We start from the raw sequence: 14,623 nt of genomic DNA, 5'->3' as shown, positions 1-14,623 counted from the left end.
AATGAACATTGAGCGATTTGAAGCCTTGAGCATCCGGGCAGCGCGACACGCCGCGCTGTCTGATGTCACGCGCCTGCAGATCGTCGAGATGCTGACACTCAGTGACCGCTCCTCATCCGAGCTCGGCGAGATGTTGTCGATACCTTCGAATCTGCTCGCTCACCACCTGAAACAACTCGTGGATGCGGGCCTCGTGACGAAACGGCGCTCAGAAGGCGATCGTCGGCGCGTCTATTTCACGCTCAATGACATCCATGGTTTGGCGACCGGCCCACTGACCAGGGAACACATTGTTGCCGGCCGGGTGGTGTTCGTCTGCAGTGCCAACACGGCCAGGTCACATCTCGCCGCAGCCGCGTGGCGACAACACAGTAGCGTCCCGACCATTTCTGGTGGTACGGCGCCCGGCGAACGGATTAATCCGGCCGCAATTGCTGCCGCAAACCGCCACGGTCTTGCGATCCTGGATGTTTCGCCACGCAAGCTTGACGTCCATGCTCAGGCACACGACCTGATCGTCACCGTCTGCGACCGGGCCCACGAAGAACTTGCCGGTGCGGACTGGGCTCACTGGTCGGTTCCCGATCCTGTGACTGCCGACTCGGACAGAGCTTTCGATGCCGCGACCATTGAGCTAGTCGCTCGCGTAGAACGGCTCGCTGAGCACGTCGAAGCAGCATAGGACAATCCGGCAGCATCCCTTCCGCAAGTCGAGATCGGGATTCGCTGACTTAGTTGACACTAGGCGGAATGCTCAAACTTGCCGGCTCGGTTTCGCGGCCAGGTTCCGCTACGACGCGGTGAGCGGCCTTACCTCCCGTGCCAATGAGCACGAGCGCATCGACCAGAGTTCGGTCACGCAATGCGAGGTCGAGCGCGACGTCGCCAAATTCAGCGAAGGCATGAAACTACGCGATGGCTGCGTTGTCGGTGCCGCCACCGTGGATGAGCAAACCTGACTATGTGGGGTTTTCGTTGGGCTCGAGGCGGTCAGTTGCCTGCCCCAGTGTGGGTTTCGTGCTCCCAGCTCATCTTGACAAGCTCTCGCAATACCTCAATGTCGACATCGGCCAACTTGTTGACGTAAAGGCAAGCAACGCTCGTCCGGTGCTTGCCAAGGCGGTCCAAAAGCTCAGTTGCCCCCGGAGCATCTAACGAGAGGTAAAAGGTGTGCGCCACCGACCGTGGACTAAACCCCACTTTTGGCATGTCGCCTTCGCGGCCCGATTCGTAGACGTAGTGCAGTTCCCCGTAGCCGATGATTGACGGTCCCCACATGACACTTTCGGCACCCGTGACTTCGTTGAACAGCTCGATCAGTTGCGCGCCCTCGTCGCGCTGCCGCGGTTTTGGCAAACTCGCGACCCATTCAATCGGGTCGACGCTGGTGGGCTCGGTCTTAGAGTCATTGCGATCGGGTTGACGTCCTTCGGTAAGCGACACCCGGCCACCCTGCACCGCACCTACTGCCGGGTCATCATCGGCAAATGCCCAATTGTGTTCGGCCATCGCGCGACGAAGTGCACCGATCCCCTTTGGGCCCATGCCGTGCAAAGCAAATACATCGGCCATGGGCACGCCGTTGAGCTGACCGAGGTGGGTGTACCCGGCGCTTGCGAGTGCCCTGAGCGCGGGAGCGCCAGTGCGAGGCAAGGGAATCTCCGACATGACGACACGATACGATATTGGGTCGAGTGGCCAGCTTGCGGAGTGCGTCCGGCAGGCAACATTCACAGGATGCGCCCCTATTCCAACTCTCGACAGCGGAGCACATTGCAAGGTAACTTGGAGCTGTGGATGAACCGGTCATCGCGAGTTCTGCACTTAAGCACGGAATCACCGAAGATGAGATTCTGCACGCCTATCGCAACCCCATACGGGCCTGGGATCTTGGTGAAGGATTCACAATGATCATCGGAGCGAACCGAGCCGCACTCATCCTGGAAGTGGGTTATGTCCAGGGCACGACCGCCATCGTTGTCATCCATGCGATGCGGGCACGCGAGAAATTCTTAAGGTGATAAACATGCCACGCACAGTCGAAGAAATCCTTGCCCACGCAGATGAGCTTGTAGCGCGGTTTGAGAGCTACGAACCCGATCCTGCCAATGAAATAAACATCGATTCGGTGCATGCGCTACGCGATGCTGTCGTCGAGCAGTCAAATGCCGAGCGGCACCTGCTTGAAGCAATCAAGCGTGCCCGCGACTCCGGCATGACGTGGGCGAGCATCGGCACCTTTGTCGGCACTTCCGGCGAAGCAGTTCGACAGCGCTATGGCAGGCGGGTCGCCTAGTCTCGCCGCTGCTAGACGTTAAACCTAGACTTCACCATGTTTCGTCGCCAATCTCACGTGACGACTGGTGATGTCGGGTGATCGTTGCTTCACGGAGCAAGAGTGAGGCGCAGGCTAGTCGATCGGAGTCACTTGACCAGGCTCCGCTACCCGATGTGCATCGAAGGCCTTGACGCCCTCCAGGATGCAAAACAGGTTGCCGCCAGGGTCCCGAAGGACCGTCCATCCTTCAGCGCCCGACTGGCCGATGTCAGCCAAGCTTGCCCCCAGATCGAGGGCACGCCTGATCTCGACTGCGGGATCCTCCGGGCGCAAGTCAAGGTGAATCGCGGCATCCATCGGTTGCGCCTGGGAAGGCTGGATGAGCAGAGCGGGCCCAGAACCGACCAGCAGCACCGAATCACTGTGGTTCGGTGCCACTCGATATCCCAAGAAGTCACGCCAGAAGCGCGCCACAGTCCGGGCGTCGAGCGCCTTGATGGTGATCGTCTCGATCTTGATCATGCGTTCTGGATGGGCTGATTGCTGTGGTCGTCGACTATTCGACATCTTCGGCACCGCCTTCCGTCCACCTGATTACCTGAAGGGGTAATACCGAGGCGAGCAATTAACGCTAGACGTTGAAGCGGAACTCCACCGAGTTTCAATACGTATGACCATCACGGCAGCTCGTCACCCCAGCCCACGACCATCGACGGCATGGGGGTCCTAGAGGGAGATCTCACCGACCTTCGCGGCGAAACCGGCACTTCACACGTGAGCGTGCTCGAGGGGAATCCACTGGCATGTCCATCGCTGAACCGAACCACCATCTGAGGGGTCACCTTCGCCGGCGCTCCATTGCCCGCAGTGACTGTCGTCCAGGGGTTCGAGCTGGAAGAAGTATCGCTCGTGCACCTCAGCCTTGGACGGCCAGACGTCGTACCGTTCGACACCCAGAGCATCGATGATGCGAGCTGCGCCGCCAGTCTCTCCCAGAACTTCACGGACGACAGCGGTCGCTGGGGACTCCGACGACTCTATGGCCCCAGCGGGCACCTGGACACCGGCAGTCTCGAGCGGGACGTCGTCGTGCGTGAACACCAGGAGCCGCCCATCACGGACGACGTACCCGACAGCCTTTCGAACGAGCAGACGCTCCGGCCCCGCATTCACGCGACGCTCAGCGGAGTGATCGAAGCGATCTGCTCACCCGCCTGGTCTTCTGCACGGTCCAGCTCGTAGTGACTCTGCAGGTTGATCCAGAACTCCGCCGAGGTCCCGAAGTACTTCGCAAGGCGCAACGCGGTGTCCGCCGTGATGCCTCGCTTACCGTGCACGATCTCGTTGATCCGACGAGGCGGCACCCCGATCGAGACGGCAAGCTTGTTCTGCGTGATGCCGAAGCCCCCGATGAAGTCCTCCATGAGGACTTCATCGGGGTGGATCGGCTCGATCCTGTCAGTGGTAGTCAACGATCTGCACCTCCTCCGGTCCGGCGTCGGTCCACACCAGCGCTTCTGTTCGTGACGATGCTGGCGAGCAGAGCGCGCTCGGGTGAGAGGTGGCGTCTCCCCGAGAGACGACTCCGCCCCGACCGCCTCGGGATGAGGCGACCGGGGCACTGTGCAACTCGACGAAATCGGCGGATCACACGTTGAAGCGGAACTCCACCGAGTTGCGTCACGATTAGGCATCTCGCGGTGATCCCGACTCCACTACTGCCTGTTTGTTATCCCACTACTTATCGTCTACAGTGGGTAGCAACAGAAACGGAGATCACCATGAGTGAATGGATTCCCATCCTGGTACGGGCGGATTACGTCCAGAACGTGATGGACATGATTGTCGAATTGGAAGCAAGTTTTCCCGACGCCATCGATCCCAGAGAGCACATGACGGTCACGCCGGGAAGTCCAGCGGCAGCCGCCCTTCTTCCTTCGGACACAGACGCATCTGAGCCTGACCGGCTTGTCTGGTCTGTGGAGGATTTGAAGCGACTTGCCGCAGGATCCACCGTGACAACTCAAAGGTGGACACTCGCAATGGACGCCTGCTCAGAGCATCCAGGGGAATACTTTTCCACTTCAGAGATCGCAGAGATGACCGGAATGACTATCGCCGAATGGCGTGATGCCCCCCGGAAAATCACTCGCCATCTGAAGACGCACTATGACACAGTGCCCGTCAACGCGGACGGAAACCAAATGTGGCCGCTCCACGCAAAAACCCGCCCGGAGCATCCAGACGAAGTCTCCTGGATGATGACTCCCGCAACAGCCGACCGTTGGAAGCAAGCTCGCGCTTAAGAGCGCTCCCCCTTCACCGACCGCACCTTTGTCAACGAATAGGAAAACCCAATGCAATACGACTCGCTGGATCTCGCCCTGACTGCCAAACGCATTCCGAGGGAAAACTGGCCACTTATACGTCGCATCACGGAATACATCGGGGTTCGCGGCTATCAACTCGCTTCGAACTACGTTAAGGCGAGTCGCTCCAACGGCTGTCCAGACCTGCACATTTATTACGGCTACACGGGCGGGTTCATGTCTGAGCAGGAAGCAATTAATGCAGCGGGCGATGTCGAGCGGTGGCAGTTCGACGGTCGCAGTGGGCTGTGGTCCATCCTGCACCCTGAGAACAAAACCCGAGAGGGAGGTGGAGGGAACGGCCGTCAGACTCACCGTGAGTCAGCGGTGTGTCCAAACTGCCACCTGACCGTGCCGTCGAATAATATCTGCGACACATGCGGCTGGGAGCAATCAGGCCAGGGGTAGGCGACCCTGGTCTGCGGACGATCAGACGTTAAACCGGAATTCCACCGCGTTCCGGTGATTGCGGAACCTTTGGTGCTAAGGGTATCCCTTTGCCACCACATGACCTGGAACCAAGCTATCACCCGGCGTTCTGGCCGAGTCGCGAGGGGGCCAGCGGGCGCGCCACTGGTCGGCTTGGCATGGCTACACGACTCCCTCTACCGAGACGGGAGGTTTGGCCTACCGCCAACGCTGACCCAGTACGGACATTCGCCATCGTGGTTCCCCCAATCGCACGCGTGAGGACCCTCGTGGTGGTGCCAGCCGCCGAAGCGACCAAGATCCTCAGACCAGTGCTCACAGCGAATGACCGTCGGGGCACTCTCGGTGTCACCAGTAGCCATGAGTCCATGATCCCACTCATGCGTCGCCGGCACCGTCGGCACCAACGCGCCCGCACCACGCTCCACTGCTACACCTTCATCTGCGAAGAACCCTTTCGACGCGGTAGCGCTCAAGCACTCTTCCTGTAAGTCGCATTAAACACTGCGTTAGCGAGCCATTTCTTGAAGCTGCTGTTGTCCTGGAATTCCTTGAAGAGTTGGGTGTCATCGGAGATGAGTCGCAGCATGACCTGGCTGAGGGCACGGTCGCTCTCGACGCGGGCGTTTACTGGATCATCGTTGGCCTGCGCGTTCTTGTAGGCCTCGTCCTCGGACACCATCCGCGGGATCTCTTCGGTGATGAACCGCTGCACGCGATCAGCGTCATTCCACTCGATATTTCCAAAGTGATCGTTGAAGCTACGCACAATCGCGGAGAGCCTCTCGAGCTCTGGGTCTGAGCGGTGCCCACCGCCGGCGGCTGGCACCGGATCGAGAGTGCCATCCTCATCGTCAAGGACGATCTTCATGGCGCTGAGCTTCTCGGCCCGGTAAGACTCCAGATCGATATTCTCCAGGATGCCGGCCGAGAGGTCCTCCTCCTTCGGCGCGGGCAGCTTAGGCACCAGGTGGTCGAGGAAGATTGAGCGCTTCTCCCACTCGCTGCTCCCGTACGGCAGCACAGTCGAGAGAAAGTTGTACGTGCGAAGGAACGCCTTCGCACTGCCCTTGAACGCCACCTGATCGTCTTCGTCGGGCATCTCGATATACTCTGCGACACTCACATCGAGCAGCGGGTCGAGCTGGTCACGGCTCTCGCCAGCCAGGTAGCGACTCACGAACTCGTCGATCTGTTCGATCGTGTAGACCGCGAAGGTGTCGAGATCGTTGACCAGGTCATGCAGCTTGTTGGCGTCGGTCTCCTCGGCAAGCACGGTAGTGCGGTAGTACGGCTCAAACGCGCGCTGGATCTCATCAGCGTCGTTGGCGAAGTCGAGCACGAACGTATCGTGCTTGGCAGGATGGGCACGGTTGAGGCGCGACAGCGTCTGCACCGCCAGCACTCCGGAAAGTGCCTTGTCGACGTACATCGTGTGCAGCAGCGGTTCGTCGTATCCCGTCTGGAACTTATTGGCGACGACCAAGATCCGGTATGGATCGGTCTTCACTTGCTCAGCGATGGCGTTGGAGGGGAAGCCGTTCAGGCTGGCCTCAGTCACCTTCATGCCCTTGTATTCGTGCTCGCCGGAGAAGGCGACGACTGCTCGGTACGGGCTCTTGCGCGCAGCGAGTACCTCACGGATCGCGTGGAAGTACTCGATGCATCGCGCGATCGACGAAGTCACCACCATGGCTCTGGCTTGCCCGGCGATCTTGCGCTTCGCCACCACCTGGGCTAGGAAGTGCTCGACCATGATGTCGGACTTCTGCGCGATGGCGTGTGCGTTGCCCTCGACGTACGCCCGGAGCTTCTTCGATGCGCGCTTCGCGTCGAACTCGGGGTCGTCCTCGACGGTCTTCATCAGCTTGTAGTAGCTGCCGACGGGAGTGTAGTTCGCGAGGACATCGACGATGAAGCCCTCCTGGATCGCCTGCTTCATCGTGTACGAGTGAAAGGGTCGGAATCCAGTGCCACCCTCTGCGTTCGGTACGGGCTCGCCGAACATCTCGAGCGTCTTGTTCTTGGGAGTCGCCGTGAACGCGAAGTAGCTCGCGTTCGGTAGCAGCTTCTTGCCCTCGATGATCCGGTTGATCTGGTCCTCGACGGTGTCGTCGTCGATGTCGTCGACGCCGGCAAGAGCTCGGGAGACTGCTGCCGACGTCTTCGAGCCCTGCGACGAGTATGCCTCGTCGATCAAGATGGCAAACGTGCGGTCCCGGTGGTCCGCTCCGATGTCATCCAGGATGTATGGGAACTTCTGCACCGTCGTCACGATGATCTTCTTGCCGGCCGAGATCGCGCGGCGCAGGTCCCCCGACCGATCTGCGTGTACGACAGTCGAACCCACCTGCAGGAACGACTTGATGGTCTGGGTGAGCTGGTTGTCGAGGATGATGCGGTCGGTGACGACGATGATCGAGTCGAATGCGATGCGACCGTCATGGGTCGTCTCGGTCAGCTGATGGGTCAGCCAAGCGATCGAGTTTGACTTGCCACTACCTGCAGAGTGCTGGATCAGGTAGCGGCGACCGGCTCCGTTCGCCTCGACATCGGCGAGCAGCTTCCGGACGACGTCGAGCTGGTGGTAACGCGGGAAGATCGCCTTTGAGACCTTCTTGCCAGTCTTCTGGTTCTTTTCGACAACGGTCTGCGCGTAGTTCTCGATGATCCCCGCGAGGCTTCGCGGAGCGAGCACCTGCCGCCAAAGGTAGTCGGTCATCACGCCGTCGGGGTTCGGCGGGTTGCCGGCCCCGTCGTTGAAGCCCCGGTCGAATGGTAGGAACCAGGAGGAAGCGCCTTTGAGCTGGGTGCAGAATCGGGCTCGCTGGTCGTCGAGAGCGAAGTGCGCGATCGTCCGACCGAATGCGAACAGCGGTTCGCGGGGGTCTCGGTCGCGCTGATACTGCTGTACGGCGTCCTCGACCGTCTGGTTCGTGATGTTGTTCTTCAGCTCGAACGTGAACACCGGCAGTCCATTCACGAACGCGACGAGGTCGACCGCATCGCCAGTGTTGCTCACGCTGTGATGCACCTGCCGTGTGACCACAAAGCGGTTCGCCTCGAAGAGAGCCGCAGCCTTCGGGTTCGCCGCATCGGGCGTCGGATAGTAGAGATCAGCATGCAGACCGAGGTGGTCGATGCCGTTGCGCAGCATGTGCACAACGCCTCGGCGCGTGATCTCGCCCTGGAGCCGCGCAAGGAACTTGTGACGCGTAGGCGTTTCCGACGAAAGTCCAAGCGGCTCAACGAGGTCGGGCTGGGTCGCCTTGATGAACTCAGTGAACCTGCCAAGATCGAGCGCGTAGGAGGCGACGTAGTCGGCAGGCGCACCCTCGGCCCACCCGCCGTCGACCATCTGGTCGACGATGAGCGCTTCCAAGCTCTCTTCGTTGAGACGCCGCATGCTCACTCCTCGCCTTCGCCCAGTACATCCTCAAGGTCATCATCCAACATCGAGTTCAGATCGGTGTCTTGATCCGGGGCGTCAGTCAACGATGCTGCAATCATGCGAACATCGACCTGGCCAGTCACGACGTCAGCGACGAGGCGGGTGCGAAACTCTTCGAGAAGAAAGACTTCACGCCTCAACCTCGCCGCCACGCGAGCGACGTCCGCATCGATGGATTCAAGCTCTTGCACGATCCCCCGTTGGGCGTCCAAATTAGGTATGGGCACCCGGAGCCCACGAACATCAGCGCCACTAAGTTTGTACGTCCCCACCGCTGTGCGACTTGCAGCTTCTATCTGCTCCCTTACTGTCGGAGAGTTCAATGCTGCCACGATGAACCGGGAGTCTATTCCACTTCGCAAACGAATTCTCATAAGGAGGTCCGGATAGATTTGATCTGGCAAATCATCTACAACGCGGGCCGCGCGACCGACCAACTTGAGGTTTCCGTTACCGCGTACGAGGAGAATATCCCCGGCCCGCAACGCGTATTTTTTAACGTCTCGAACTTTAGCGCGCTCCACATACTTGATGTCGGACGCACGCACGTCAACTACGCCATCCCGGACCACTGAAATACTCAGAGATCTAAGACTTCCACTTTCAGATACTTCGGGCGAGATTCCATTCGTCGGGCCTTCCCAGATGACGTTCGCCAGTCGTTGCTCCTGACCGACACCTTCAAGCAGCGAAGCCCGCCGGAAGCCTGCTTGCTCATCCAGAAGCACCATAAGACGTCGCTTGGCGGCGATGGCCTTGTCGATGCGGGTGTTCGCGTGGGCGAGGTACTTCACGATCGCCGCCTGCTCCTCGGCCGGCGGGAGAGGGAATCGAATCATTTTGAAGTGCTCGGGTCTGAGGCTCCACTGATCGGACGTGATGCCGTACGACCAACGCTCAGCTTCTTTCGCGAACTGCGGAGTGCGCACAACGTGGTGCATATACTCAGCGAGGGCTTCTCTCGGAGACATCACGATGTAAGCAGGACTGACGATGCCGCGATAGTTTGATCCGCCTGCGGCTCCTTGCCATGCACGCATCTTGTTGTAGACAACATCGCCGGGACCAACGAGCTTATACTTCGACTTATCGACGTTCGATGAGTCCTTTTTTGACGTAGACGACAGTAGCTCAGCTTGAGGAATCACTCCCCGGCTGATGGTCACCGAGAGCATCTGTTCCTCAACGTGCCCAGAATCCTTACGCTCACTAAAAATAGTCCGTGCTGGCTCCCAGCCCCATGAGCGGGGCACCTCAACCACCCACTCGCCGGCGACTTTGTATGAGCCGTATCGCGGTAGATCCCGAAACATCAACGCTCACCCGCAATTTCAGTGATCAGGTCGTCGGTCTCGGCTTCGAGTGCGCGGATGTCAGCCTGGATCTCGGCGAGTGTGCGCATCGGCACGGGCTTGTAGAAGTGACGGGTGAAGGAAATCTCGTAGCCAATCTTCGTCTTCGAGTCGTCGATCCAGGCATCAGTGGCGTATGGCTCGACTTCGCGACGGAAGAACGCTTCGATGCCGTCGGTATAGTCACCCGCGGACTCGGTGAGCGGCACCTGTTCGGTGTCGCGCAGCTCGGTATCGGGCTCGTACTCGACGACGCGGGCACGACTGTCAATGACAGCTTCATACCTCCCGTGCAGCGGATCGGGTGTCGCCGCATACGGCAGAGCCTTGCGGATGAGAGGCGGCGCGCTCTCGTCGCGCACGCCGTCCTCCTTCAGCTGCTTGATTTCCTTCGCCGTGTAGACACGGTGCGGGTCGACCCCGGCGATGCGCAAGGGCCGTTCGACGGTGATCTTGTGGTACCCGAAGTCCACACCGTCGAATACCTTCGAGTGGTCGGTGTCTTGGTACTCGTCGAATGCCTTGAACGCTTCGAGGACCTTGTCGGCGTCGGTCGAGCTGACCTCGACGCCCTTCTCGCCGAGGTTCTTGCGCAGCGGCGTGAACCATTCGGTGGCGTCGATGAGCTGGACCTTGCCCTTGCGGCGATCTTCCTTGCGGTTGGAGAGCACCCACACGTACGTGGCGATACCGGTGTTGTAGAACATCTTCAGCGGCAGCGCGACGATCGCCTCGAGCCAGTCGTTCTCGATGATCCATCGTCGGATGTTGCTCTCGCCCTGGCCAGCGTCACCGGTGAACAGCGATGAACCGTTATGCACCGATGCGATCCGGGAGCCGAGCTCGGTGCCCTGTTTCATCTTCGAGATCAGGTTCGCGAGGAACATCAATTGCCCGTCGCTGCTCCGCGTCACCAGCGAGTACTCACTGTCATTGTCATGGTTGACGACGAATCGCGGGTCGATGATCTTCTTCGCGCCGCCGAGACGGTCCTGGTCTGTCTTCCAGCTCTTGCCATACGGCGGGTTGGAGAGCATGAAGTCGAACTCCTGCCCTGCGAAGGCGTCGTTCGACAGAGTGGAGTACTCCGGGCCGCCGACGATGTTGTCGGCCGCCTTGCCGTCGCCCTTGAGGATCAGGTCCGCCTTCGCAATCGCGTACGTCTCGGCGTTGATCTCCTGCCCGTAGAGGTGCGTGGAGACCTTCTTGCCGGACAGCTCCGTCAGATGCTTCAGGGTCTCTTCGGCGACGGTCAGCATGCCACCGGTGCCCATCGCACCGTCGTACAGGCGGTACGTGCCCGACGGGATCGCGTCCGCGATCGGTTCGAACATCAACCGAGTCATAAGTCGGACAGCATCGCGAGGTGTCCAGTGCTCGCCGGCCTCTTCGTTGTTCTCCTCGTTGAAGCGGCGCACCAGCTCTTCGAAGACGGTGCCCATCCCGTGGTTGTCCATACCCGCTGGGGAGAGATCGAGGTCTGGAGCGAGGAACTTCTCGATCAACGCACCGAGCGCGTCAGCCTTCGTAAGCCGAGGGAGCTGGTTGCGGAACTCGAAGTTGTCGATGATCTCCTGCACGTTGGGCGAGAAGCCATCGAGGTACGCCTCGAAGTTCTGCCGCATGCGCGTCGAGTTCGACACGTGCCGCAGGTCCTGCAGCGAGAAACCAGATGTGTTGTAGAAGTCCTGCTTGGCAGCATCGCGCAGCGGTGCATCCTGGTCAGCGACGCCCGCCTCGTCCAGCATCTTCTTCATCGCCATCACTGCATCGCGTGTCGGGCCAAGGACGCTGTCCAGGCGACGCAGGACCGTGAAGGGAAGGATCACGTCCCGGTACTTGCCTCGGACATAGAGGTCGCGGAGGACATCGTCAGCGATGTTCCAGATGAGCGCCACGATTCGAGAGTGGTTGATGGAGCTGTGTGGCACGGGGATCCTTCACTTGTGACTAGACAACCTGCCAAGCGGCGGGACGACGAGGCTGGTACTGGTGATGCCGCCCAACCAATACTGAAGGTAGACGGCACCACTGAAATTCTCTCAGCTCGCACGAAGTCTTGCCCGCCCGGGTCAGGCTTCCACGATGCTCATCCCGTCCGCCAGCCAGGACCAACTCACGCAGCGGACATCACCGGCGAACGATTAGAGCGTGCGCCTCGACGCCCAGTTGCTCGGCCAAGGCATCGACGGAGTCCAGAGTGAGGTTGCGCTCCCCACGCTCGATGCCCGCGAGGTACCGAGTCGACACTCCGAGCTCTTCGGCAAGGCCCTCCTGCGACAGTCGGCGCGCAAGGCGCAGATCGCGCACCTGAGCTCCGAGCACCCTTTTCAGCGGTTCTGTCACACCTCAAGCGTCATGTCTGGTAGTCATGACTTCCAGGAAGTTATCGCTTCCAGTTGCGGGCGAGGCCGGGTCGCGCAGGACTCGCACTTCGCCGCATCAGACCTCGAAGGAGAGCATGGCGATGCCCGATTCGCAGCAGATCCCCGACGCGAGCTCGACAGCTCTCCCCCGCGTCCTGCACACACCTCGCAGCAGGGCAATGCTCTCGGAATCGTGGGCTCAAGCAGAGGAGGCAAAGCGGAGGGAGCGGGCAGCCGACGACCTCCAGCTTCCGTATGAAGCCTTTGCAGCCGGCGAACCCTGCCGCGCATGTGGGCGCGCCCTTCTCGGCGAGCCGGCCCTGGGCACGGACGAAGAGTGCCTTGCGCGGATCGACGCCGACAATGCCGAGTTTCGAGCCGAGCACACGGCATGCAAGATGGGTGTTTGGCGTCTCGAGAACAACCGGGTGGAGCACTGTCATCTGTGCTGCCCGTTCCCGCCACTTTCGCCGGCTCAGCGCGATGAGCTCCGACAGCTCCTGTACCCGCACTCATTGCACGTCGACCGCAGCGCCACCTGGCGCGTAGAACTGACCTGCCAGCACGTCGAGACCTTGGTCGGGCATTCCCCTCGCTACGTTGAGCCAACCGTCCAATGCACCGAATGCGCTGTCATCCGCGGCGTGGTCAAAGCCGTGCGAATCGATGACCAGGCGAAGGCTGGTGACGGCGGCAGCGACATCGAGGGCCTCCAGCCCGACTATCAACGACTCACAGATGAGCAATGGAGCTGGATCAAGCACATCGTCCACACAGAAGAGGGCGCTCGCCGCGGGCGGCCACGCACTGACATACGCACGATCGTCGACGCGGCTCTCTACAAGACCCGCACCGGCATCTCGTGGCGCGAGCTCCCAGCTGAGTTCGGGTCATGGCAGACCGCCTTGCGCCGGCACAACCAACTGATCGCGAGCTCCCAGTGGGACGAAATCACGCGCACTCTGGAGGAACGTGACCTGCCCCAGTGAACCGGGGCGTCGTTGATGCGACTGACTTTTGAGTCAGGCTGCTTATTGAGTCAGCGCACCTGCCGAGAGATCGCGCGTCGAACGACTCGAACCCTCCGCAGCATTGGCCAGCCGAGGCTGCGTCCCAGAGGCGCTCCCGCACCGCAGAGAGCAGGATCGGCCCCTGCGGAAGCTCCGCAGGGGCCGATCAAAGTCCCAGGTCAGCGGACCAAACGCTTAGCAACTGATGGTAGATCGGAACTCGTCCGCCAAGCCAAATCGGAAGCTGCGAAGGTAAAATCCCTGGTCAGACGCGCTTTTTTAAACATTGAACCGGAATTCCACGACGTCTCCGTCTTGCATAACGTAGTCCTTGCCCTCCATGCGCACGCGTCCGGCAGCCTTGGCCTCGGCCATCGAACCCGCTGCATCCAGGTCGGCAAACGAGACTGTCTCGGCCTTGATGAAGCCGCGCTCGAAGTCGGTGTGAATCACGCCAGCAGCCTGCGGAGCCTTGTCACCCTTACGAATCGTCCAGGCGCGCGACTCCTTCGGACCTGCCGTCAAGTAAGTCTGGAGGCCCAGTGTGTCGAAGCCGATGCGTGCGAGCTGGTCGAGGCCCGACTCTTCCTGACCAAGCGAGGCGAGCAACTCCATCGCCTCATCCTTCGGCAGGTCGATGAGCTCTGACTCGGTCTTCGCATCCAAGAACACAGCCTTCGCGGGGGCAACCAAGGCGGCAAGCTCCTCGAGCTTCGCCGAGTCGCCCAACACCTCTTCATCGACATTGAACACGTAGATGAACGGCTTCGCGCTCAAGAGCCCGAGCTCACGAATCGGCTCAAGGTCGAGCTTCGTTGACGACAGCAGCTTGCCCTCATCCAACACTGCCTTCGCCTCAAGTGCCGTCGAATGCATCGCCGGGTCAAGCGTCTTGTGCTTCGCACCCTTCTCGTACCGCGGCAGCGCCTTCTCGATCGTCTGCAGGTCGGCGAGGATCAGCTCAGTGTTGATCGTCTCCATGTCGCTCGCGGGCGACACCGTGCCATCAACGTGCACCACATCAGGGTCGGCAAATCCGCGCACGACCTGGCAAATTGCATCCGCTTCGCGAATGTTCGCGAGGAACTGGTTACCGAGCCCCTCACCCTCACTCGCACCCTTCACGATGCCGGCAATGTCAACGAACGACACGGTCGCCGGCAGGATGCGTTCAGATCCGAAGATCTCCGCGAGACGCTCGAGGCGCGGGTCGGGCAGTTCGACGACGCCCACGTTCGGCTCGATGGTCGCGAACGGATAGTTCGCAGCGAGCACCGAGTTCTTGGTGAGTGCGTTAAAGAGCGTCGACTTGCCGACGTTGGGGAGACCGACGATTCCGAGAGTAAGAGCCACGAGGTTCAAGTCTAC

General features: G+C 60.5%; 16 protein-coding genes. 7 read left to right on the top strand and 9 right to left on the bottom strand.

Going from position 1 to position 14,623, the window contains the following annotated elements:
• The first annotated feature begins 1 nt into the window (after position 1).
• Positions 2-682: an arsenate reductase/protein-tyrosine-phosphatase family protein gene (locus EG850_RS08885; RefSeq protein ID WP_124972639.1), complete on the top strand. Its 681-nt coding sequence runs from the start codon at positions 2-4 to the stop codon at positions 680-682.
• Between the two features lie 118 nt (positions 683-800).
• Positions 801-959, top strand: a complete 159-nt coding sequence (locus EG850_RS13280; protein WP_185715007.1) for a hypothetical protein — start codon at positions 801-803, stop codon at positions 957-959.
• 31 nt (positions 960-990) lie between these two features.
• Here EG850_RS13280 and EG850_RS08880 read toward each other — a convergent pair whose 3' ends face one another.
• Positions 991-1,668: a DUF1801 domain-containing protein gene (locus EG850_RS08880; protein WP_124972637.1), complete on the bottom strand. Its 678-nt coding sequence runs from the start codon at positions 1,666-1,668 to the stop codon at positions 991-993.
• Between the two features lie 125 nt (positions 1,669-1,793).
• Between EG850_RS08880 and EG850_RS08875 the strand changes: the two genes are divergently transcribed.
• Together EG850_RS08875 and EG850_RS08870 are read left to right on the top strand one after the other, a co-directional pair.
• Positions 1,794-2,021 (top strand): hypothetical protein, encoded by a 228-nt coding sequence (locus tag EG850_RS08875; RefSeq protein WP_124972635.1) that lies wholly within the window; start codon positions 1,794-1,796, stop codon positions 2,019-2,021.
• 5 nt (positions 2,022-2,026) lie between these two features.
• Positions 2,027-2,296: a hypothetical protein gene (locus EG850_RS08870; protein ID WP_185715006.1), complete on the top strand. Its 270-nt coding sequence runs from the start codon at positions 2,027-2,029 to the stop codon at positions 2,294-2,296.
• Positions 2,297-2,410: 114 nt separating this feature from the next.
• On the opposite strand, the gene EG850_RS08865 is transcribed toward EG850_RS08870, so the two are convergent.
• From EG850_RS08865 to EG850_RS08855, 3 genes are all read right to left on the bottom strand, one after another.
• Positions 2,411-2,800, bottom strand: a complete 390-nt coding sequence (locus EG850_RS08865) for a VOC family protein (protein WP_124972631.1) — start codon at positions 2,798-2,800, stop codon at positions 2,411-2,413.
• Between the two features lie 246 nt (positions 2,801-3,046).
• The gene (locus EG850_RS13760; RefSeq protein WP_124972629.1) at positions 3,047-3,451 is read right to left on the bottom strand and encodes an NUDIX domain-containing protein; all 405 of its coding nucleotides are present in this window, start codon (positions 3,449-3,451) and stop codon (positions 3,047-3,049) included.
• Positions 3,448-3,750: a HigA family addiction module antitoxin gene (locus EG850_RS08855; RefSeq protein ID WP_124972627.1), complete on the bottom strand. Its 303-nt coding sequence runs from the start codon at positions 3,748-3,750 to the stop codon at positions 3,448-3,450. Before EG850_RS08855 ends, EG850_RS13760 begins: the two co-directional genes overlap by 4 nt.
• A gap of 309 nt (positions 3,751-4,059) precedes the next feature.
• Between EG850_RS08855 and EG850_RS08850 the strand changes: the two genes are divergently transcribed.
• Positions 4,060-4,584, top strand: coding sequence for a hypothetical protein (locus EG850_RS08850; protein ID WP_124972625.1), 525 nt, complete (start codon positions 4,060-4,062; stop codon positions 4,582-4,584).
• A 51-nt stretch (positions 4,585-4,635) separates the two neighbouring features.
• Positions 4,636-5,055, top strand: coding sequence for a hypothetical protein (locus EG850_RS08845; protein ID WP_124972623.1), 420 nt, complete (start codon positions 4,636-4,638; stop codon positions 5,053-5,055).
• A gap of 493 nt (positions 5,056-5,548) precedes the next feature.
• Here the strand turns inward: EG850_RS08845 and EG850_RS08840 are convergent, their stop codons facing one another.
• From EG850_RS08840 to EG850_RS08825, 4 genes are all read right to left on the bottom strand, one after another.
• Positions 5,549-8,482 carry a type I restriction endonuclease subunit R gene (locus tag EG850_RS08840; RefSeq protein ID WP_124972621.1) on the bottom strand — a complete coding sequence of 978 codons (2,934 nt, stop codon included), beginning with the start codon at positions 8,480-8,482 and terminating at the stop codon, positions 5,549-5,551.
• Between the two features lie 2 nt (positions 8,483-8,484).
• Entirely contained in the window at positions 8,485-9,702 is a 1,218-nt protein-coding gene (locus tag EG850_RS08835; RefSeq protein WP_124972619.1) for a restriction endonuclease subunit S domain-containing protein, read from the bottom strand.
• A 137-nt stretch (positions 9,703-9,839) separates the two neighbouring features.
• Entirely contained in the window at positions 9,840-11,810 is a 1,971-nt protein-coding gene (locus EG850_RS08830) for a type I restriction-modification system subunit M (protein WP_124972617.1), read from the bottom strand.
• Positions 11,811-12,009: 199 nt separating this feature from the next.
• The gene (locus tag EG850_RS08825) at positions 12,010-12,225 is read right to left on the bottom strand and encodes a helix-turn-helix domain-containing protein (protein WP_124972615.1); all 216 of its coding nucleotides are present in this window, start codon (positions 12,223-12,225) and stop codon (positions 12,010-12,012) included.
• 115 nt (positions 12,226-12,340) lie between these two features.
• Between EG850_RS08825 and EG850_RS13565 the strand changes: the two genes are divergently transcribed.
• The gene (locus tag EG850_RS13565; protein ID WP_235829264.1) at positions 12,341-13,234 is read left to right on the top strand and encodes a transposase; all 894 of its coding nucleotides are present in this window, start codon (positions 12,341-12,343) and stop codon (positions 13,232-13,234) included.
• 300 nt (positions 13,235-13,534) lie between these two features.
• On the opposite strand, the gene ychF is transcribed toward EG850_RS13565, so the two are convergent.
• Complete coding sequence (gene ychF, locus EG850_RS08815) at positions 13,535-14,608, bottom strand: redox-regulated ATPase YchF (RefSeq protein WP_124972614.1); 1,074 nt, start codon at positions 14,606-14,608, stop codon at positions 13,535-13,537.
• Positions 14,609-14,623: the final 15 nt, after the last annotated feature.

The organism is Gulosibacter macacae (assembly GCF_003865375.1).
In the GTDB taxonomy this organism is placed as follows: domain Bacteria; phylum Actinomycetota; class Actinomycetes; order Actinomycetales; family Microbacteriaceae; genus Gulosibacter; species Gulosibacter macacae.
This window is presented reverse-complemented; position numbering and strand designations above follow the sequence as displayed.